Origin of the sequence: Streptosporangium longisporum (genome assembly GCF_039534895.1) — a bacterium.
GTDB lineage: Bacteria > Actinomycetota > Actinomycetes > Streptosporangiales > Streptosporangiaceae > Streptosporangium > Streptosporangium longisporum.
In genome coordinates this window covers 393088-414014 of record NZ_BAAAWD010000015.1, presented here as the reverse complement: position 1 = coordinate 414014, position 20927 = coordinate 393088, and the positions used below count along the sequence as shown (strand labels likewise).

General features: G+C 72.5%; 16 protein-coding genes. 8 read left to right on the top strand and 8 right to left on the bottom strand.

The features are described from left to right. The first annotated feature begins 64 nt into the window (after positions 1 to 64). Both ABD832_RS28190 and ABD832_RS28185 read left to right on the top strand, forming a co-directional pair. On the top strand, positions 65 to 1285 hold the full coding sequence (locus ABD832_RS28190) for an ABC transporter ATP-binding protein (RefSeq protein WP_344900725.1): 1221 nt from the start codon (positions 65 to 67) through the stop codon (positions 1283 to 1285). A 451-nt stretch (positions 1286 to 1736) separates the two neighbouring features. Then, complete coding sequence (locus ABD832_RS28185) at positions 1737 to 3086, top strand: ice-binding family protein (RefSeq protein ID WP_344900723.1); 1350 nt, start codon at positions 1737 to 1739, stop codon at positions 3084 to 3086. A 124-nt stretch (positions 3087 to 3210) separates the two neighbouring features. Here the strand turns inward: ABD832_RS28185 and ABD832_RS28180 are convergent, their stop codons facing one another. Then, positions 3211 to 3960 carry an SDR family NAD(P)-dependent oxidoreductase gene (locus tag ABD832_RS28180; protein WP_344900721.1) on the bottom strand — a complete coding sequence of 250 codons (750 nt, stop codon included), beginning with the start codon at positions 3958 to 3960 and terminating at the stop codon, positions 3211 to 3213. A gap of 269 nt (positions 3961 to 4229) precedes the next feature. Between ABD832_RS28180 and ABD832_RS28175 the strand changes: the two genes are divergently transcribed. From ABD832_RS28175 to ABD832_RS28165, 3 genes are all read left to right on the top strand, one after another. Further along, positions 4230 to 5165, top strand: a complete 936-nt coding sequence (locus tag ABD832_RS28175) for a hypothetical protein (RefSeq protein WP_344900720.1) — start codon at positions 4230 to 4232, stop codon at positions 5163 to 5165. Continuing rightward, positions 5155 to 6921, top strand: coding sequence for a DUF4012 domain-containing protein (locus tag ABD832_RS28170; RefSeq protein ID WP_344900718.1), 1767 nt, complete (start codon positions 5155 to 5157; stop codon positions 6919 to 6921). The genes ABD832_RS28175 and ABD832_RS28170 overlap by 11 nt, the downstream gene beginning before the upstream one ends. Positions 6922 to 7072: 151 nt before the next feature. Next, complete coding sequence (locus ABD832_RS28165) at positions 7073 to 7798, top strand: arsenate reductase/protein-tyrosine-phosphatase family protein (RefSeq protein ID WP_344900716.1); 726 nt, start codon at positions 7073 to 7075, stop codon at positions 7796 to 7798. Here ABD832_RS28165 and ABD832_RS28160 read toward each other — a convergent pair. The 7 genes from ABD832_RS28160 to asnB all read right to left on the bottom strand — a co-directional run bounded on the left by ABD832_RS28160 (position 7776) and on the right by asnB (position 16970). After that, positions 7776 to 9152 (bottom strand): tyrosine-protein kinase domain-containing protein, encoded by a 1377-nt coding sequence (locus ABD832_RS28160; protein ID WP_344900714.1) that lies wholly within the window; start codon positions 9150 to 9152, stop codon positions 7776 to 7778. The genes ABD832_RS28165 and ABD832_RS28160 overlap by 23 nt on opposite strands. Position 9153: 1 nt before the next feature. After that, positions 9154 to 10191: a glycosyltransferase family 4 protein gene (locus ABD832_RS28155; protein WP_344900712.1), complete on the bottom strand. Its 1038-nt coding sequence runs from the start codon at positions 10189 to 10191 to the stop codon at positions 9154 to 9156. Next, positions 10188 to 11177, bottom strand: coding sequence for an NAD-dependent epimerase/dehydratase family protein (locus ABD832_RS28150; RefSeq protein WP_344900710.1), 990 nt, complete (start codon positions 11175 to 11177; stop codon positions 10188 to 10190). Before ABD832_RS28150 ends, ABD832_RS28155 begins: the two co-directional genes overlap by 4 nt. A gap of 60 nt (positions 11178 to 11237) precedes the next feature. Then, entirely contained in the window at positions 11238 to 12203 is a 966-nt protein-coding gene (locus tag ABD832_RS28145) for an NAD-dependent epimerase/dehydratase family protein (RefSeq protein WP_344900708.1), read from the bottom strand. Next, positions 12200 to 13336, bottom strand: a complete 1137-nt coding sequence (locus tag ABD832_RS28140; protein ID WP_344900706.1) for a glycosyltransferase — start codon at positions 13334 to 13336, stop codon at positions 12200 to 12202. Before ABD832_RS28140 ends, ABD832_RS28145 begins: the two co-directional genes overlap by 4 nt. 341 nt (positions 13337 to 13677) lie before the next feature. After that, positions 13678 to 14973, bottom strand: a complete 1296-nt coding sequence (locus ABD832_RS28135) for a lipopolysaccharide biosynthesis protein (protein WP_344900704.1) — start codon at positions 14971 to 14973, stop codon at positions 13678 to 13680. After that, positions 14958 to 16970: an asparagine synthase (glutamine-hydrolyzing) gene (gene asnB / locus ABD832_RS28130; RefSeq protein ID WP_344900702.1), complete on the bottom strand. Its 2013-nt coding sequence runs from the start codon at positions 16968 to 16970 to the stop codon at positions 14958 to 14960. The genes ABD832_RS28135 and asnB overlap by 16 nt, the downstream gene beginning before the upstream one ends. Before the next feature lie 333 nt (positions 16971 to 17303). On the opposite strand from asnB, the gene ABD832_RS28125 reads away from it, so the two are divergent. From ABD832_RS28125 to ABD832_RS28115, 3 genes are all read left to right on the top strand, one after another. After that, positions 17304 to 18371: a methyltransferase domain-containing protein gene (locus ABD832_RS28125; protein ID WP_344900700.1), complete on the top strand. Its 1068-nt coding sequence runs from the start codon at positions 17304 to 17306 to the stop codon at positions 18369 to 18371. Between the two features lie 71 nt (positions 18372 to 18442). Continuing rightward, the gene (locus ABD832_RS28120; RefSeq protein WP_344900698.1) at positions 18443 to 19717 is read left to right on the top strand and encodes a hypothetical protein; all 1275 of its coding nucleotides are present in this window, start codon (positions 18443 to 18445) and stop codon (positions 19715 to 19717) included. After that, entirely contained in the window at positions 19714 to 20883 is a 1170-nt protein-coding gene (locus ABD832_RS28115) for a glycosyltransferase (RefSeq protein ID WP_344900697.1), read from the top strand. The genes ABD832_RS28120 and ABD832_RS28115 overlap by 4 nt, the downstream gene beginning before the upstream one ends. Positions 20884 to 20927 lie beyond the last annotated feature (44 nt).

The window sequence follows — 20927 nt, the reverse complement described above, 5'->3', positions numbered from 1 at the left end:
GATGCATGAAAACGTATCCAATATCGGGTGAACACGGGGTTGGCCCGGGGCGGTAAGGACATCCATGGCATCCATCGTTCTCAGCAAAGTCGACAAGATCTACGCGGGCGGCGTCAAAGCCGTGAACGGCCTCGACCTTGAGATCAAGGACGGCGAGTTCATGGTGCTGGTCGGCCCGTCCGGCTGCGGCAAGTCCACCGCCCTGCGCATGATCGCGGGCCTTGAGGACATCAGCGGCGGTGAGATCGCGATCGGCGACCGGGTGGTCAACCACCTGCCCCCGAAGGACCGCGACATCGCCATGGTCTTCCAGAACTACGCGCTCTACCCGCACATGACCGTCGAGGAGAACCTCGCCTTCGGTCTGAAGCTCCGCAAGATGCCCAAGGCGGAGATCGCCAAGCGGGTCGGCGAGGCCGCCAAGATGCTTGGCCTCGACCAGTACCTCAAGCGCAAGCCGGCCGCCCTGTCCGGTGGTCAGCGCCAGCGTGTCGCGATGGGCCGCGCCATCGTCCGTGAGCCCCAGGCCTTCCTGATGGACGAGCCGCTGTCCAACCTGGACGCCAAGCTCCGCGTCTCCATGCGCGCCTCCCTGAACACCCTGCACGAGCGCCTGGGCGTGACGACCGTCTACGTCACCCACGACCAGGTCGAGGCGATGACCCTCGGGGACCGCGTCTGCGTGCTCCGCGACGGTCTGCTGCAGCAGGTCGACACCCCGCAGAACCTGTTCGACAAGCCGGTCAACCTGTTCGTCGCCGGCTTCATGGGCTCCCCCTCGATGAACTTCGTCAACGCCGAGCTGGTACGCGGCGACGGCGGCGCGGCCGTCACCTTCGCGGGCCTGAACCTGCCGGTCCCGGCCGAGACCTTCGCCGAGAAGCGCGGCCTGGAGGACTACATCGGCAAGAAGATCATCCTGGGCATCCGTCCCTCCGACTTCGAGGACTCGGTCGCCGCCAACGGCACCCCGGGCGGCTGGACCCGCCTGCAGGTCCGCGCCGAGGTCACCGAGGAGCTCGGCTCCGAGATCAACGTGCTCTTCCTGATCGACGCCCCGCCGGTCCAGCACCAGGACACCGTCGCCGCCGCCGCCGACGACGGCGAGGAGGACGCCACGCTGCCGCTGGTGGGCGACAAGTCCCTGTGGACCGCCCGCGTCAACTCCCGCAGCCACGTCCGTCCCGGCCAGAACATCGAGCTGGTCGTCGACACCCACAACCTGCACTTCTTCGACCCGGTCTCGGGTCTGTCCATCGGTCACCCGGCCAACGCCCGCGTCTGACCCCTGACGGGCCGCACCCGGCCCGTCCCGGACCACATCCCGCAAGGCCGACAGGGCCCGCGCCACGACCCCCTCCCGTGGCGCGGGCCCTTTCGTGTCCGCGTCCCCTTGCGGCGCGACGTCCCGCGGATATTCAATGAAGAATTAAGCGATCTTTGTTTCCCGTTTCAGCGGTTCACGCCGAGGCTTTCCGATATTCCCGGGTAGCGTGCGGAATCGCGGGGTAGGGCTCTCGGACCTCCCGGGCCGTCGAGAATGCCGGCAGGCGCTTTCGACCCGAGGGAGATTTCATACGGCCGGATGTCTTCACCGCTCCTATGAGTCCAGGCGCGTTCGCCGCCCCTTGAGGGAGAAGATCCGGCAAATGACAGTATTTCTCATTGGTTTTGCCCGAAGGTCGCCAGGAGTGTTCGGGCTTCTCATCGGAATTCTGCTTCTTCCGGTCATCGCCGTGACCGTCGCCACGCAATCCGGGGCGAGGGTGATGCAGGAGCCGGTGAACCTCGGCACCGCCGACGCCTTCGCCGTGCTGGCCGGGACCACCGTCACCAACATCGGCCCCAGCGTGATCACCGGCAACCTGGGCCTGAGCCCGGGCACCGCGGTGACCGGGTTCCCCCCGGGCACCGTGTTCGGGACCCAGAACATCGCCGACGCCGTCGCGCTCCAGGCGCAGAACGACCTGACCATCGCCTACAACAACGCGGCCGGGCAGGCCTCGACCGCCCTCGTCTCGGGGGACCTGGTCGGCCGGACGCTGGTGTCCGGCGTCTACACCTCCACCTCCTCGCTCGGGCTGACCGGCACCCTGACCCTCGACGCGCAGGGCGACCCCAACGCCATCTTCATCTTCCAGGTCGCCTCGACGCTCATCACCGGATCGGCCAGCAGGGTCCAGCTCATCAACGGCGCCCAGGCGTGCAACGTGTTCTGGCAGGTGGGCAGCTCGGCGACGCTGGGGACCAACTCCACCTTCGTCGGCAACATCCTCGCGCTGACGTCGATCACGGTGACGACCGGCGCCGTCGTCGACGGCCGGGTACTGGCCCGCAACGGGCAGGTCAGCCTCGACACGAACACCATCACCCGGGCCGTCTGCGACGTGACCCCCACCCCGACCGTCACTCCCACGGTGACCCCGACGGTGACGCCCACGGTGACGCCGACCGTCACCCCGACCGTGACGCCCACGGTCACTCCCACGGTGACGCCGACCGTCACTCCCACGGTGACCCCGACGGTCACGCCCACCGTCACTCCGACGGTGACCCCGACCGTCACTCCGACGGTGACCCCGACGGTCACTCCCACGGTGACGCCCACCGTGACGCCCACCGTGACGCCCACGGTCACTCCGACGGTCACGCCCACGGTGACGCCGACCGTCACCCCGACCGTGACGCCCACCGTCACTCCCACGGTCACTCCGACCGTCACGCCCACGGTGACCCCGACGGTCACCCCGACGCCCACGGTGAGCCCGACCCGTACGCGGCGCCCTCCTCAGAGGCGGCAGATCATCATCATTCCGTCCGACGACGATGACGAGTCGGGCCGGCAGGGACGGCGCGGAGGACGAGGCGGAGCCGGGGACGAGGGTGAGGGCGAAGGCGAGGGTGAAGGCGCGGGCGAGGGCAGGTTCGGTGATCGTGGGGCCGGTCCGGGAGGGTTCGGCGACCGGACCTTCGGTCCGGGCCGGTTCGGTGACCGCTGGTACGGCCCGCGCGGGCACCAGGACCGCGGGCCCGGCCGGGCACCGGTTCCCCGGCCGGTCGACCGCGACCTCCCGGTGACCGGCTGACGTCCCGGCCCCCGGCACGCGACCCCGATCCGGAGCGCGCCCGCTCACCGTCTCCCGGCCCGGGAGCGCTCCGATCCGCCCTCCCAGCGGCCCGGGCGCTCCCGGCCGGTCCCTCGTCCGCCGGCTAGCGGCCGATGCGGCGGGAGACCTGGCCGATCAGGGTCAGCGGGAGCAGCCTGCCGACCCTGACGAGCGCCTTGTAACGCAGGTCGGGGATGCTCACCCGCACGCCGCGGGCCAGGTCGCGCATGGCCTCGCGGACCACGTTCTCCGCCGACAGCCAGAGGAAGCCCGGGATCCCCGAGGTGTCCATCGAGGCGCGTTCGTGGAACTCGGTGCGCACGAACCCCGGGCACAGGGCCATGACCCGCACCCGGGTGCCGGCCATCTCCGCGGCCACCGACTCGCTGAAGCTGACCACCCACGCCTTGGACGCGCTGTAGGAGCCCCTGGTGAAGAACGCCGCCACCGACGCGACATTGATGACCGCGCCCCGGTCGCGTTCCCTCATCCCCGGAAGCGCGGCCAGCGTCAGCCGCAGCACGGCCTCGCAGTGCAGCCTGAGCATCCGTACCTCCTGCTCGGCGGGAACGTCGAGGAAGTGGCCCGGATGGCCGAAACCGGCGTTGTTGACCAGCAGGTCGACACCCTCGCGCAGCCGCCGCTCCACCGCCTCCAGGCCCTCCTCGGTCACCAGGTCGGCGGCGAGCACCTCGCTCGCCGCCCCGTGGCGCAGCCGCAGCCGCTCGGCGACCTCGGCCAGGCGTTTCCCGTCGCGGGCGACCAGGACGAGGGAGAAGCCGTCGGCGGCCAGGCGGTCGGCGAAGGCGGCACCGATGCCGGCCGTCGCCCCTGTGATCAATGCGGTTGGCATATCCGAATTCTAGGGACGCGGCGGGGCGCCGGAGACGGGCGCGCCCGGCCGGGCCGCGGCACTCCGCCCGGATGGATCCGCCTCGCCCGTGAACATCAAAGATCGGAGAACAGTGAGTGATCATTCGGTAAGGGCGGTGAGCCGGATAAGCCGCCTTTTTCGATAGTCAAATATAACGGGTTCCGGAGGCATGTCGCTTGTGTTCCAAGCGCTGTGCTCCTGGCCTGAATACTTGCCATGAGGAGTTCGAAATGGTCAAAAAATACACAATGTCCATCCTTCTTACGGTGCTGGCCGGGAGCGGGCTGGGCGTTGGAATCGCCGGAACCGCGACCGCCGGGACCGGGCTTCCGGCCTCGGCCGCCGGTTTCCACGCACAGCCGTATCCGCCCGTCATCGACTACGCAGCCTCGGCCAACCGGATCGCCCTCCAGGCCCAGGACGTCCTGGACGACGCCGAGGCGGTCGCCGAGGAGGCCGAGGACGTCGCGTCCGACGCCGAGGACATCGCCAACGCGGCGGAGGACATCGCCGGTGACGTCGGCGGAGCCAACCTCAACGCCGCGGAGGAGGCCCTCGAGGACGCCAGGGAGGCGCTCAACGACGCGCAGAACGCGGGGGCGACCGCGGCCAGGCTCGCGCCCGGCACCGTGGAGCTCGTCTCGGCCTCCCGGCCGATCGTCTCCGGCGGTGCGGTCGCCCGCCCGGGCGACCTCGCCTGGATCGCGGCCGAGGCGGGCAGGATCGCCGCCAGGGCCAGGGACATCGCGGCCAGGGCCGAGGCGATCGCGGACCGGGCGGCGGACATCGCCTCCGACGCCGCGGCCATCGCGGCGCTCGCGGCACCGACCAACGCCGCCGCGGCCGCGGTGGCGACCAACGCCGCGCGGGTCGCGTCCGAGGCCGAGGAGCTCGCCTCCGCGGCGGCCGACCTGGCCAAGGCCGCGGAGAACCTGGCCCTCAAGGCCAGGAACGTCGCGCTGCTCGCACTCGAGGCCCGTGACGGCTGCGAGGGCGACCACTGCGGTGGCGGCTGCGGTGGCGGCGGATGCTTCCGCGACGCCTCCTGGGGCTCGGGGGAGAAGCTGCCCTTCACCGGAACACCGGTGTCGACGGTGGCCACGGTCGGCGGGGGCCTGCTGGCCGCCGGGATCGTCGGCACCCTGATCTCCGTCCGGCGCCGTCGATCGTCCAGTGCCCGCTAGACGACACCGCCGGACCGCCGTCATCTGCCTGCTGGCCCTCGTCGCCGTCCTCGTGTCGGCCGGGGGCTGGTCGGCGCACCTCGGTCTGAGCGTACGGGACCACCTGGAGGCGACCCGGGGCGCGCTGCTCCGGCTGCGCGCGGCGGTGAGCGCGGGACAGCCGTCGCTCGTCGCCGCGCCGCTCGCGGACGCCGCCCGGCACGCGGCCGAGGCGCGGCGGCTGACCGCGGGTGCCGACTGGTCGCTGCTCACCCGCCTCCCGACGGTGGGACAGGCCGCGAGCACCGTACGGGGGCTGTCCGAGGGGGTGGCCGAACTGACCGGCGTGCTGAACGACCTCCAGCGCGTCGGCGCGGCGTTCATCACCGCGGGCACCCCCTCGCCGGGGGACCCGAGGCGGCTGCTGGCCGCGGTCGAGACGGCGGCACCCGTCCTGGACGAGGCCGTCGCCCGGCTCGCCCGGGTGAGCTCGCGCCTGGCGTCCACCCCGGCGCGGACCGGCGTTGACGAGCTCGACCAGGCCCGCGGCACCGCGTTGCGGGAGATCGACGAGCTGCGCGGCACGCTGGGCGACGCGGTGACCGCAGCCGCGCTGCTGCCCCCGATGCTGGGCGGCGACGACCCGCGCCGCTACTTCCTGGCCTTCCAGACCAACGCCGAGGCGCGCGGCACCGGGGGACTGGTGGGGGCCTTCGGCATCCTGCGGCTCGACCGGGGCAAGGTCGTCATCGAGCGGCTCTCCTCCAACAACGACCTCGACACCAGCCCCGTCCCCGTCACCGACCCCGGCCGTGGATTCCTCGGCCGCTACGGGCCGAACGCCACCCGGATGCTGTCGGTCTCCAACCTCTCCCCGCACTTCCCCTACGCCGCGGCCATCTGGACCGGCCTGTGGGAGCGCCAGGCCCGCACCCGGCTCGACGGCGCCATCGCCACCGACCCGGTCGGCCTGGCCCATCTGCTCCGGGTGATCGGCCCGGTCACCGTGCCCGGCGGGGAGGTCGTGACGGCGGGGAACGTCGTCGACCTCACCGAGCGGGTGGCCTACGCCCGCTATCCCGACCCCCTGGCGCGCAAGGTGTTCCTCATGGGGATCGCCCGCGCCGTCGGCGAGGCCCTGCCCGCCGCCTTCGCCGACCCCGCCCGGCTGCTGCCCGTGCTGGCCGGAATGGCGTCCGACCGGCGGCTGCAGATCTGGAGCCGTCACCGGGCCGAGCAGCGGCTGCTGGCGCGCACCCCCCTCGGCGGCGTGCTGCCGTCCCGGCCGGGGCCGTTCGCCGCCCTGGTGGTCAACAACTCCGCCGGCGGCAAGCTCGACTACTACCTGGAACGTTCGCTGCACTACCGGCTCGGCCCCTGCCGGGACGGCAGGCGTTCCTCGACCGTGCGTGTGCGCCTGACCAACGACGTCCCCTCAAAGACCCTGCCCTCCTACGTGACCGGCCGGCTCGACAACGCCGGCATGGGACGGCACCGTCCCGGGTCCAACCTGCTGTGGGTGTCGCTGTACGCGGGCGTCGGGGCGGAGGTGACCGCGGCCCGGCTCGACGGCGACCGGGCGCCGATCATCCGGGAGACCGAGCGGTCCCGTCCGGTCTACTCGACGATGGTGGAGTTCGCCCCCGGCCAGTCCAGGGTGCTGGAGCTCGACCTCACCGAACCGGTCTCGAACGAACCACCGCTGGTCCCGGTGCAGCCGCTGGTCCGGCCGCAGCGGACCCGCGTCACCCAGGACGCGCGGGGATGCCTCCCGTGACGACGCCGGGCCGCCACGCGCGCCGGAGCGCGACGGCCCGGCACGCGACGGGCCCGCGTGTGATGCGCGGGCACGCGGCGGGCCGGTATGAAAGGGCAAAGGGCGGTGCGCCGCGGCCCGCCGCCCACCGGCACGGACCTACCCTCTCGTCATGAGGGCTTCGCCGGGGACCACCGGGACCACGCAGGGGCGCGTGACCGGGGAGCGGAGCGCGGTCCCCGCAAGCGGTGAGAAGGCCCCTCCCGGGCACGAGGACTGCGGCACGCGCTGCTGGCGGGACCCCCGGGACGCGCAGGCGCCGAGGGACGGCGTCCGCTTCCACATCCTGTTCGTGTGCACCGCCAACATCTGCCGCTCCCCGCTGGCCGAACGGCTGGCGCGTTCGGCGCTGGGCCCCTGCCCGGCGCTGCGGATCGGCAGCGCGGGCACGCACGCCCGGCCCGGCATGGAGATGGACAGGCGCGCGGGCAACACCCTGGCCCGGCTCGGCGGCGACCCGGCCGGGTTCACCTCCCGCCCGCTCACCCCCCGCCTGGTGGCCGGCGCCGACCTGGTGCTCACCGCCACCCGCAGGCACCGCGCGCAGGCGGTGGCCCTGCATCTGGCCGCCGCCACCCGGACCTTCACCATCGCCGAGTTCGGCGCGCTGGCACAGGCCGTGCCGCCGGAGCGGATCCTGCGCCACCACGACCCCGTGCGCAGGGCCCGTGCCCTGGTCGAGGAGGCACGGGCCCTGCGCGGGCTGGTACGCGTCGACGAGTCCGACATCGACGACCCCTACGGAAGATCGTGGCTGGCCTACCGGATGGCGGGGCGGACCATCACCCGCTACCTGGCCGCCCCGCTCCGGCTGCTCACACCCCCACCGGACGCTTGACCTCGGGCTCGTAGCCGTACCCGTACCCGTACCCGTAGCCGAAGTAGGTCTCGTGCCGGGGCGGGACGAAGTTCAGGACCGTTCCCACCACCCGGGCGTTGATCGACGCCAGCAGCGCGGCGGCGCGGACCATGTGCTCGCGGCGGGTCTTGCCGTGCCGGCTGACCAGCAGGGTGCCGTCGCACAGCGCGCTGAGCGTCGCGGCGTCGGTCACCGGCAGCAGCGGCGGCGCGTCGATGATGACCATGTCGTAGGTCTCGGTCAGCTGGGTCAGCACCTCACGCATCCCGCCCGAGCCGAGCAGCTCGCTCGGGTTCGGCGGGATCTGCCCGCTCGGCAGCACCGACATGCCCGGCTCGCCCCAGACCTGGATGACCTCCTTCAGGCGCGCCCTGTCGATCAGCACGTCCGTCAGGCCCGTGGTCCCCTCGATGCCGAGATAGCGGGGGATCGTGGGACGGCGCAGGTCGCCGTCCACCAGGACGATCCGCCATCCGGCCTGGGCCAGCGTGATGGCCAGGTTGACCGAGGTCGAGGACTTGCCCTCGCTCGGCAGGCAGCTGGTGACCACGAGCGACCTGGGCTGGCGGTCGACCCCGATGAACTGCAGGTTGGTACGGAGCGTGCGGAACGCCTCCGACCTGGACGAGCGGCCGTTGTTGCGCAGGATCAGCGGCTGGTGCCGCGCGTCCCGCTCGTAGCCGATGATTCCCAGGGTCGAGCTGCCCGACGCCTCCTGCAGCGCCTCCGGCGTCTTGATGGTGGTGTCCAGGTGGTCGCGGACCACGATGACGGCCATCACCGTCAGCAGGGCCAGCAGCACGGCCATCAGCAGGTTGACCACGGGCTTGGGGCTGACCGGCTCCTGCGGCACCTCGGCGTGGTCCACCACCGTGACCTTCACCGTGGGACGGCTGGAGGAGGTGGGCCGCTCGATCTGGTCGATGAGGTCGGCGAAGCTCGCCCCCAGGTCGTTGGCCAGCTCGGCGGCCCGCTTGGGCACCGTGTCCGCGACCGTGGCGCGCAGCAGCACCGTGCCGGGCACCGCCTCGGCCGTGATGTTCGACTGCAGCCGCTCCACGTCGGCGTCGTCGGTGACCCGGCTGAGCACCCGCCGGGTGGAGAGCAGGGTGGCGTAGGACTGCACCCGCTGCGCCGACAGGATGCCCGCCTGGTACGCGGTGGACAGGCTGCCCTCCTTGTCGTGACCGGAGACCAGCATGGAGATCGTCGCGACGTACTTCGGCGGCGTGTTGGCCGTGACGGTCACCGCCGCGCCCACCGCGATCACCAACGACAGCAGGATGAGCGGCCAGTTCCGGCGCGCGAGCCGTACGTAGTAGAGCAGTTCCATGTCAACGTCGCCTTTCGCGGATTCTCTGGAGGGGCTGGGGGGTTCGGACGGAAACGCGGACGCTCATGTCCCGCAGCAGGCCGACCAGGCCACCGGCGATCGCCCCGGCCACGGCCGTCGCGACGAGCGGGGGCATCCGGCCCAGCGCCGTGGCCAGGCAGAGGACACCGGTGACCGCCGTGATCGCACCCAGCGTGACGGCGACCGAGCGGGTCCCCAGCCCGGCGCGCCGCAGCCGGTGCGACACGTGGTCGGTACCGCCCTGCAGCGGCGACCGGCCGGTCAGCACCCGGGAGAGGAAGACCACGCAGGTGTCCACGGTCGCGACGAAGGTCGGCAGGAACAGCCCGGCGATCGTCGCGTCCGGGGGGCGTCCCGCGACCAGCACGGTCGCCGAGCAGGCCAGCGTGAACCCGATGAACAGCGACCCCGAGTCGCCCATGAACACCCTCGCCGGCGCCCAGTTGTAGGGCAGGAAGCCCAGGCAGGCGCAGGTGAGCGCGACCAGCGGCACCGCGAGCGCGACATGGCCCTGCAGCAGCGCCGTCACCGCGAGCAGCGCCGCGGCCACGAAGGTGACGGAGCCCAGCGCGCCGTCCATGTTGTCCAGCAGGTTGAAGGAGTTGGTCATCACGACGATCCACACCGTCGTGAGCACGGCGTCCAGCCACGTCCCGGTCACGGTCGCCTGGACACCGGAGAGCACCACCCCCACGGCCACCACGGTCTCCACCGTCAGCCTGGTCACCGCCGGCAGCGGGGAGATGTCGTCGATCAGCCCCAGCAGGGACACCGCGGTGGCGGCCAGCAGGATCGCGGTGATCTGCAGGTCGGCCAGGCCGAGCGCGACCGCGGCGGGTACCACGGTGCCCACCGTGATCGCGATGCCACCGAGGTAGGGGGTCGGGCGGGAGTGCGCCTTGTGCCCCCCGGGATGGTCGGTGAGGTCCCAGCGCAGCGCCAGGCGCCGCAGCGGCACCACGGCCGCCGCGCTGAGCAGGCAGGCCGTCCCCGCGGTGAGGGCGAGCGTCCCGCTCACCGCGGGGACGTCGCCGGAGCCTCGGAGGACGCGCCGATGATCTCCATGAGGATCTCGTCGAGAGCGCGCCGCGGCACCCAGCCGGTGAGGGCACGGAGCTTCGCCGTGTCCGGGACCCTGCGGGTCATGTCCTCGAACCCCTGCTCGTAGGCCTCGGAGTAGGGCACCAGCTCGATCCCGGAGGTCGAACCGGTGAACCCGATGATCATCTTCGCCAGCTCCAGGATGCTGACCTCGTCCGAGGAGCCGATGTTGAACGTCTCCCCGATCGCCGCCTCCTCGTCGAGCAGCCCCAGCAGCGCGTCCACCACGTCGGCGACGTGGGCGAAGCACCGGGTCTGGGTCCCGTCGCCGAAGACCGTGAGCGGCGCGGCCGACAGGGCCTGGCGGACCAGGCTCGGGATGACCATGCCGTACGTCGGGCTCTGCCGCGGGCCCACCGTGTTGAAGAGCCGGACGATGATCGTCGGCAGGCCGCGCTCCTTGTGGTAGGCGTTGGCGAGGATCTCGTCCACGGCCTTGGCGGTGCTGTAGGCCCAGCGGACCACGGCGGGACTGCCCAGGATGCGGTCGGAGTCCTCGCGCAGCGCGCCCGAGGAGTTCTTGCCGTAGATCTCGCTGGTGCTGGTGATCAGGATCTTCTTGCGGTAGCGGTGCGCGGCCTCGATGACGATCTCCGAGCCCCGGATGTTGGTCGTCAGGGACCGCAGCGGCTGCTCGACGATCAGCTTGACCCCGACCGCGGCCGCCAGGTGGACCACCACGTCGCACCGGTGGACCAACTCGTCCACCATGAGCTCGTCCAGCACCGAACCGTGCACGAAGTGCAGGTCGGGGTGGGGCCGGAGGTTCTCCAGCCGTCCCGTCGAGAGGTTGTCCAGGACGACGACGGAGTCGTCGCGGGCGAGCAGCGCGTCGGCCAGATGCGATCCGATGAATCCGCTGCCACCCGTTATCAGATAGCGGGTTCTTGATGCCTTGCTCACGTGCTGCTCCTCATCGCGTGCTTGGAGAGAACTGGGTTGCCGGCGGGAGGCGGCGGTGGTTCACGCGGGCGCGCCGAGTCTCGCGTCCGCGCCCGGTGCCCGCGTCCCCTCGAACCAGGCCACCGTCCTGCGCAGCCCGTCCTCGAGCGAGACCGGGCACACGCCGGGGAACAGCTCGCGCAGCAGACGGCTGGAGGCCTGGGACTCGCGGATGTCGCCCCGGCGCGGCGGCAGCGGGACCGTCTCGATCGTGCGGCCGAGGATCTCGCCCAGGACGTCCATCAGCTGCCGCAGCGAGACACGGGTGCCGAAGGCCAGGTTCACCGGCTTGGCGCTCGTCACCCCCCGGGCCGCGGCGTCGGCGAGGATCCCGGTCACCGACCCCACGTAGGTGAAGTCCCGCGCCTGCCCGCCGTCGCCGTGCAGCGGCACCGCCTCGCCGCGCAGCGCGGCCGAGACGAACGCCGGGATCACCGCCGCGTAGGCGTGCCCCGCGCTCTGCAGCGGCCCGTAGACGTTGAAGAAGCGGAACGGCAGGACCGGCAGGCCGTAGCTGGCCGCGTACGCCAGCGTGTAGGCCTCCGCGGCCAGCTTCCCGGCCCCGTACGGGCTGAGCGGCCTGGTGGGCAGGTCCTCGTGCTTGCGGGGTTCGGGACGGTCGCCGTACACCGAGGAGGACGACGCGAGGATCACGTGCGGCCGCCCGGCGCGGCACGCCTCCAGCACGTGCAGGGTGCCGGTCGCGTTGACGGTGTGCGAGGCCATCGGGTCGGCCAGCGACCGGGGCACCGACGGCCGCGCGGCCAGGTGGATCACGTGCGTGGCGTCGGCCGCCAGGTCGCCCAGCAGGTCCCGGTCCAGGATGCTGCCGGTCACCACCTCGGCCCCGACGCCGTCCAGGTTGGTGAGATCGCCGCTGCTCAGGTCGTCCAGCACCGTGACGCGCGCCACGTCGTCCCTGGCCGCCAGGGTCCGGCACATGTGCGCGCCGATGAAACCCGCGCCGCCCGTCACTAGGACCCTCATCGGCTGCTCCCCTCGGGCAGCGGATCGCGGCCGGGGACCGGGCACAGCGACCGGTAGAGGTTCTCGGTGTCGGCGACCAGGCGGTCCACCGCGAAGGCGTACGTGGTCCAGTCGCGGGCCGCCTCGCCCATCCGCCGGGCCAGCACGGGATCGTTCAGCAGCCGGACGACGTGCGCCGCCAGCTCGTCCGGCCCGGCACCCGACAGCAGGCCGGTGTGGCCGTCCCTGACGACCTCGGCCACGCTCCCCACCCGGGTGGAGACGACCGGGACGCCCGCCATCCCCGCCTCGACGAGCGTCACCGGGGTGCCCTCGTTGTCGGAGGTCAGCAGGACCACGTCGGCCGCGGCGTAGACCGTCTCGGGATCCGCGCGCCAGCCCAGCAGGTGGAAGGAGCCGCGCATGGACTCCGCCTCCCGCTCCATCGTCCGGGCGAGCTCGCCCCCGCCGCACACCACGAAGTGACAGTTCGGGACGCGGCCCAGCACGGTACGGGCCACCGTGACGAACCGGTCGGGCCGCTTCACCCCGGTCAGCCGCCCCACGTACGCCACCACGGGCGCGTCCAGCGGCAGGCCCAGCGCGGCACGGGCCGCCTCGCGGGCGGGCACCGGCCCCAGCCGCACCCCGGGAGGGATGACGACGTACTGCTCGGGCCGGCCGATCCCCGCCTCCAGCAGCTCGTCCCGCACCCGGGTCCCGACCGTCACCAACCGGTCCGACAGCAGCGCCAGCAGCCGTTCCGACCGTACGTAGAGCCCGCCTCTGAAGGGGGAGAAGTAGCCGTGCAGCAGATGGCCGTGGAAGACGTGGACCCGGGCCGCGCCGACACCCGACAGCCGGGCCGCCACCCGGCCCAGGGCACCGGCCTTGGCGGTACGGGTGTGCACGATGTGCGGCCGGAACGACCGCATGGCACGGACCAGCCAGTACAGGGCACGCTGGTCGTCACCGGGCCTGACCGAGCGGCCCAGGCCCGGGACCCGGTGCACCGGTGCGCGCGCGCCGTGCAGCAGCAGGTGGTCGCCCTCCCCGGCGCCGACGTGGCCGGTGTAGAGACGGTGGTCGAACTCCTCGCGGTTCAGACGCTCGTGCAGCCCCGAGACCTGGGTGGCGGGACCGCCGACGTTCATTCGCGCGATGATCTCCATAACGCGAATCCGGCCGTCTGGCTTCATGGAGGCTCCTTGCTGACAGGCCTGGCTCACGTCGGAGAAACTAGTTCTCCACCCGATCCGTCCGCCGACACCATCACGGGGGCGGCGCGATGTTTTTCCTACTCCCTACCTAAACGTGATGTAGCGGCGTGTCATGGCGACGCTTCGCGTCGCGGTGAGGCCGCTCTTATCCGGCTCCTTCCCTCGTCGGGAGGGATCGCTCGTTCCTCACGATCCATCCCTCCTCGGTCCAGTCGCCGGCGCGGCCTCACGGGGGGTCCCTGATGGGGGGCATGGGGGCGGTCCCCGGCGTGTCCTCATGGGGGTGCTGTGATCGGGGCGGGGGGTCTTAGGGCGGCTTTCAGGTCGGAGGGGCGGGGGAGGAGGGCGCGCAGGGGGGTGGAGGTTCTGGTGGCGAACCAGGCGATCTCGGTGACGGCCATCGCCGTGTAGCTCACGCTGGCGGCCAGTGCCGCTCCGGCGGCTCCCCAGCGGGGGATGAGGACGGCGTTCAGGGCCAGGTCGAGTGTCAGGGCCCCGGCGGCGATGACGGTCATGGTCGCCGGGCGCTCCAGGCGGATCAGGTACTGCTCGACCGGCCGCAGCAGCGAGAGCGCGACCATGCCGGGGGCCAGCAGCAGCAGCGGCGTCACGCTGCCGGTGAACGCGGCGCCGTACAGCAGGGGGACGAGCACGGGTGAGACGGCGGCCAGCGCGCCGGAGAACAGCGCAGAGAGCGCCAGGTTGAGCCGGAGCACCCGGACGGTGACGTCCCGGGCGCCGGCGCCGTCCACGACCGTCTGGCGGGGCAGGACCACCTGGGTGACCGCGTCGGCCGGCACCCGGGAGAAGGTCAAAAAGGCCGTCCCGACCGTGTACAGGCCCACCTCGGCCGGGGAGGCCAGGGCGCCCAGCAGGAAGACGTCGGCGCTCAGCAGCAGGTGGAACGCGACCAGTCCGGGATGGTAGCGGCACGACAGGGCGAGCTGGCGGCGGGCGAGCGCCGCCTCGACGCGCATGGCGCGCGGCCCGAGCCCCGCGAGGAGCAGCCAGAACGGCGCGGTGATCGCGAGCGTCCAGCAGACGATCACCGCCGCCACGGTGAGCTTCCCTGCGGCCGACAGCACCAGGATCGGCAGGTTCAGCACGAGCGCCGTCGCGACCACGCCCCGGTTGGCCAGGTCGCTGCGCGAGCGCAGCAGCGCGATCCCGTTGAGGTTGACCGCCGCCACGCCGAACGGCACCGCCAGCAGGGCGACGACGAGCAGGTGCGGCGCGGGGACGGGCACGAGCGCGGTCACCGCCGCCAGCGTCACCAGCGCCGACGCCACGCCGAGCAGCAGCCCCAGGAGCAGGCCGTTGCCCGTCAGCGCGCGGTGCCGCGCCGGGTCGGGCCAGAGCGCGATCTGCGACCTGCCGATCGACAGGCCGCCCAGCACGATCGCGATCCCGCCGGTGGTCGCGATCATCGCGTAGACGCCCCGCCCCTCCGGCTGGAGGGTACGCGCGATGAGGATGCCCGTCAGCGCCGCCAGCGTCAGCCGAACCAGATGGCTGGCCATCGTCTGGACGGTCCGCTTCAGGGTGGTGCTCCCGTTCAGGACCCCGGGCATCCGATCTCCGCGGGCACGGCGCCGTCCGGGACCGCGTGCGCGCGGTGCCAGAGCTCGAACTGCAGCAGCGCCCAGAGGCGGTCGCCGTGGTCGGCGCCCTCGTCGTGCCGCCGCAGCAGATCGGCCACGACCTCCGGCCGGAACAGCCCCCGGCCGCGGGCGGTGTCGTCGGTGAGCGCGTCGTGGGCGAGGTCGCGCAGATCGCCCCGGAGCCAGGCGGCGAGCGGCACGCCGAACCCCCGCTTGGGGCGGTTGTGCAGCCGTGCCGGCAGCCAGGGTGCGACCGCCCGCCGCAGCAGCAGCTTGGTCCGCCGGTCGCGGACCTTCAGCGGGTCGGGCAGCCCGGCCGCCCACTCCATCAGGTGGTGGTCCAGGAACGGGGAGCGGGCCTCCATGGAGTTGGCCATCGTGGTGATGTCGACCTTCACCAGCAGGTCGTACGGCAGGTAGCCGGTGGTGTCCACGTCCATCACCCGGCCCAGCGTGGTCGTCGCCGAGGACGCCAGGAACGCCTCCTCCAGCAGCGCGCCGCTGTCCACCCCCGCCAGCCGCTCGCGGAGCGCGGGCTCGTACAGCTCGTCCTTCTGCCCGGGCGTGAAGCAGGACATCAGCCCGGCGTAGCGCCGCGCGGGAGGCTCGGCGGCGAACCGCATCAACCGGCCCAGCAGCCGTGCCGGTGAGCGGTAGCGGCTCTGCTCGGTGATGCGGGTGCCCGCGCGGGCCGACACGGCCGCCAGGGCGCCGGGCATGGCCGGGATCCTGGCGGCCTGGTTCATCAGGGCGTAGCGCTGGTAGCCGCCGAAGCACTCGTCCCCGCCGTCCCCGTTGAGCACCACGGTGACGTGCCGCCGGCTCAGCCGCGCCACGTAGAAGCTCGGCACGGCCGAGGAGTCGGCGAACGGCTCGTCGAAGTGCCAGGCCAGCAGCGGCAGCACGTCCGGGACGTCGGCCGTCACCATGAGCTCGTGGTGGTCGGTGGAGTAGCGCTCGGCCACCAGCCGCGCCTCGGCGCGCTCGTCGTAGCGGCCGTCGTCGAAGCCGACGCAGAACGTCTTGACCGGGTCGCGGCTCTGCATGGCCATCGCGGCCACCACCGCGGAGGAGTCGACCCCGCCGGACAGGAACGCGCCGATGGGGCGCTCGCTCACCATCCGGACCCGGGTCGCCTCCAGGATCAGCTCCCGCAGCCGCTCCTCCTCCTCGCGGACGTCGGTCACCACCCGCGGGGTGCGGTCCAGCCGCCAGTAGCGGTCCACGGTGATCCGGCCCCGCTCCCAGACCAGCACGTGACCGGGGGGCAGCTTGTGCACGCCCTGGTAGATCGACCAGGGGGCGGGGACGTAGCGGTAGGTCAGGTAGTGGTGCAGCGCCACCGGGTCGATCTCGCGGGGCATGCCGGGGTCGCGGGCCAGCGACTTCAGCTCCGAGCCGAACCGGATCGAGGTGTCGTCGGCCCACCAGTACAGCGGCTTCTTGCCCGCCCGGTCCCTGGCCAGGACCAGCCGCTGCCGGTCGCGGTCCCAGACGGCGAAGGCGAACATCCCGCGCAGCAGCCGGGTCAGGTCGGGGCCGTGCTCCTCGTACAGGTGGACCAGGCACTCCGAGTCGCCGGACGAGCGCAGCAGGTGCCCCCGCCGCGTCAGCTCCCGCCGCAGCTCGGGGAAGTTGTAGAGCTCCCCGTTGAAGACCGACACGACCCGCCCGTCCTCGCTGTGCACGGGCTGGTGCCCGGTCGCCACGTCGACGATCGCGAGCCTGCGCATGCCGAGCGCGGCGTGCTCGTCGGTGTGGAAACCTGCGCCGTCCGGGCCCCGGTGCACGATCACGTCGCACATGCGGCGCACCAGCTCCGGATCCGGACGCGACGTCGACGCGACTCCGGCTATCCCGCACATCGGGTCCTCCATTGCTCGGTGACGCTCGTCGGCCCGCGCCCGCAGGCCCGTGCCCGTACGCCGGCGCGGACGGCCCCCGTCGGTGACGTTCTGCAAGATCACGGTAACGGAGCGGGGTGTCACCGGCCAGCGGGCCGCGGGGGCGTGTCGCCGGGAGTTCCGCCACGGGGAGGTCGGCGCCGGGGCGTCCGGCGGCGGGGTGTCCCAAGGCCGGGTAAGGATCGTGAAGATCATTGCTCGCGGGGGAGCCGCCGTGCCCCGCGCGCGGGCGGCGGCGTGTGAGCGTGTGAACGAACGTGGCGGAAGGCATGACTCCGGCTCGTCGCCGGCGCCCGGCACGCGCGCCGGCCCGCCCGGCGGACGCCCGTGGCGGACCCCGGGATCCGGCCGCGACGCCGCGTCCCTTTCCTTCCCTCTCGCTGAACGGGTGGCCGGATGACCTTTGCGGAAGACAAGACCGGCGGAACGGGCACCGGCGTCACCCGGCACCCGCCGCTCTGCTGCCCCCGGTGCCGGGGCCCGCTGCACGGCGGGTCCGGCGGGACCGGTGGGGCCGAGGGCACGCCCGGCGGGTCCGACGGCGGGTTCGACGGGGCCTTCGACGGCGCCTTCGACCAGGGCCCGCTGCGGTGCGTCCGGTGCGGGGCGAGGTACCCCGTCGACCGGGGGATCCCGCGCTTCGTCCCCCGGGACGGCTACGCCGACGGGTTCGGGTTCCAGTGGAACAGGCACCGGCTGACGCAGCTCGACTCCCACGTCGGCATGCCGATCTCCCGCGACCGGCTGATGACCGCGAGCGGCTGGTCCGCCGGTGAGCTGCGGGGCAGGACCGTGCTGGAGTGCGGCAGCGGGGCGGGCCGGTTCACCGAGGTGCTCTGCGAGACCGGCGCCCTGGTGACCTCGTTCGACCTGTCCGGGGCCGTGCACGCCAACGCCGCCTCCAACGGCCGCTTCCCCAACCTCAGGCTCGTCCAGGCGAGCGTGTACGAGCCGCCCTTCCCGCGCGAGTCCTTCGACTTCCTGGTCTGCCTGGGGGTCATCCAGCACACGCCGGACGTGCGGCGCACCTTCACGACGCTGCTCGACCAGCTCAGGCCGGGGGGCCGGTTCTGCGTCGACGTCTACGCGGCGCCGGTCGCCTACCCGCACCTGCGGCAGCTGATCCGCCCCTTCACCCGGCGGATGCCCCCCGAGCGGCTGTACCCGCTGGTGGAACGGGCGGTGCCGCGCCTGCTGCCGCTGTCCATGGCGCTCAGCTCGGTGCCGGGCGTGGGGCAGGGGCTCGCGCGGCTGGTACCGGTGGCCAACCACCGCCACCTGGGGCTGAAGGACGCCGAGACGATGCGGGAGTGGTCGGTGCTGGACACCTTCGACTGGCTCTCCCCGCGCTACGAGAAGCCGCAGTTCCGCCGGACGATCAGGCGCTGGACCGAGGACCTGGGGCTGCGCGAGGTCTCGATCGGGCGCCGGCGCGGGATGTACGTCGTCCGCGGCGTCAAATGACCCCTCCGCCGGCCCGCCGGGCGTCCTCGGCGGCGCACGCCCCTGACGCGTCTTCGAGGTGAACCCGATTCATGGAGTACTTCCTCGTCGCCTTCCTGGCGACGTTCCTGATCTTCGTGGCCTACGCGGGACTGGGGGTGCGGCAGGCCAACCGGCTGCTTCCGGTGCTGCTCCTCGCCTTCGTCGCCCGCCTGGTCGTGCACATCACGGTGATGCGGCCCGGCCTCATCGAGTACGGCGGGGACAACCGCACCTACCTGGCCAGGGCCGGGGAGATCGCCACCTACTGGAGGCAGGCGGGCTTCCGGTTCGTCACCGCCGACCAGATCGCCTCCGTCCACTCCATGGAGGTGCCCTGCAACCTGTTCGCCCTCGTCGTCTACCTGTGCGACGGGCCGGCCGCGCTCGGCTGCACGGCGGTGGTGGCCACCCTGGCCTGCCTGCTGTGCATTGTCATGTACCGGTTCGCGCAGCTCATCGGGGCCAGTGAGCGGGCGGCGTTCCGGCTGTTCGTCGTGGTCGCCTTCCTGCCGGCCCTGCTGCTGCACACCTCCGACACGTTCAAGGACGGCATCAACGCCTTCCTCGTCGTCACCTGCCTGTGGCTGGTGGTCTCCAACGTGCAGCGCTTCGACGTGCGCAAGCTGATCCTGATGATCCCGCTGCTGTGGATGATCTGGCACGTGCGGCCCTACATGGTGTTCATGTGCGCCCTGCCGCTGACGGTCGGGCTCTCGCCGATGAGGCGGAAGCTCACCCTGCGCTCGATGATCGTCTCGACCCTGCTGCTCATCCCCCTGCTGGTGCTGCTCGCCGGGATGGACGGCGGGGCCTCCCTGACCATGCTGCAGGAGCAGCTGGAGGTGGGGCAGTCGGAGTCGGTCCGCCGGGCCAACGCCGGGGGCGGGTCGGGCGTGCTGTTCGAGGACGGCGGCGACGCCTGGAGCGAGCTCGCCCCCAAGCTGCTCTACACGCTGCTGGCCCCCTTCCCCTGGACGTCGGGCAGCATGACACTGCAGCTCGGGAAGGTGGACACGTTCATCTGGTACTACCTGCTCTACAGCGCGCTGCGCGGCGGCCGCCGCCTGTGGGTCCGGAACCGGACGCTGCTGTTCGTCCTGGTGCTGTTCATCATCCCCGGCACGATCGCCTACGCGACCACCATGGCCAACATCGGCCTGATCTTCCGCCAGCGGATGCCGATCATGTTGATCGTCAGCCTGCTCTCCGCGCTCGCGTGGACCACGACCGGTCCCCGGCGGTTCCGGTTCACCGCGTCCGGGCGCGTGCCCGACCCCGCGCCGCCACCGGGGCCCGCGGTCGCCGTCCCCGGGGTCGTCCGGTGAGCGGGCCGTCCCGGCCGCCCGGCGGCACGCCGAGGGAACTGCGGGTGTGCGAGGTCGTCAAGACCCTCGACGCGGGCGGGGTGGAGGTGCTCCTCGTCGAACGGCTGCGGCGCGCCCCCAGGGTGAACAAGGACTACACGGTGGTGTGCCTGCAGGCCTCCACCGGCGAGCTCATCGACCGGCTGCGCGCGTCCGGGATCGCGGTCGTCGACCTCAGCCCGGACCCGCGCCCGCTGGTCTACGCCCGCCTGGTCCGGGTCGTCCGCAGGCTCGCCCCGGACGTGCTCAACGTGCACTCGCCGACCCCGGCCGCCGCGCTCTGGCTCTCGGCCCGGCTCACCCCGAGGCGGCCGGTCCTGGTGTCCACCGTCCACTACTGCCACCGGCCGACCACCGTGCGGTTCCGGCGGCTGACGGCGGCGGCCAGCATGGCCCTGGACTACCTCACCCGCAGGCTCGACGACCGGACGGTGGCGGTCTCCTCGCAGGTGGCGCGTTCCCCGTCGGTGCGCGGGGCCCGCCGCCTGCTGACCCGGGTGCACGGCGTGGACGTCGCCGAGCAGCGCTCCTGGGCGCTGCGCTCGGGGATCGTCAGGCGCCGGTTCGACGTGCCCGAGGAGGCGTTCCTGGTGGTCTGCGTCGCCAACTTCCGGCCGGAGAAGAACCACGCGCTGCTGATCCGGGCCGCCGCCACCGTGCTGGCCGAGCGGGACGACGCGGTCTTCCTGCTGGCCGGGGACGGGCCGCTGCGCGAGGACGTCGTCCGCGAGATCGAGCGGCGCGGCCTGCGCGACCGGGTGCGCGTGCTGGGCCGGGTGCGCCAGGCCGGGAGGCTGGTCGCCGCGGCCGACCTGCTGGTGCTGAGCTCGCACTACGAGGGGCTGCCCGTGGTGGTCATGGAGGCGCTCGCCGCCGGGGTGCCGGTGGTCTCCACCGACGTGGGCGGGATCCCGGAGCTGGTCTCGTCCGGCTGGAACGGCATCCTGACGGAACCGGAGTCGCCGGACGCGCTGGCCGCCGGAATCCTCCGGGCGATGGAACCGGCCGTGCACCGCCGCCTGAGGTCCGGGGCGGCCGCCAGCGCGGAGACCGTCGAGATGGCGGGCACGGCGGAGTGGTTCGAGAGCCTCTACGAGGAGCTGGCGCAGACGGCGCGCCGCGTCTGAGCACGCTTCCGTACACTGCGCCGCGTCCGATCGCGTCCTCGTAC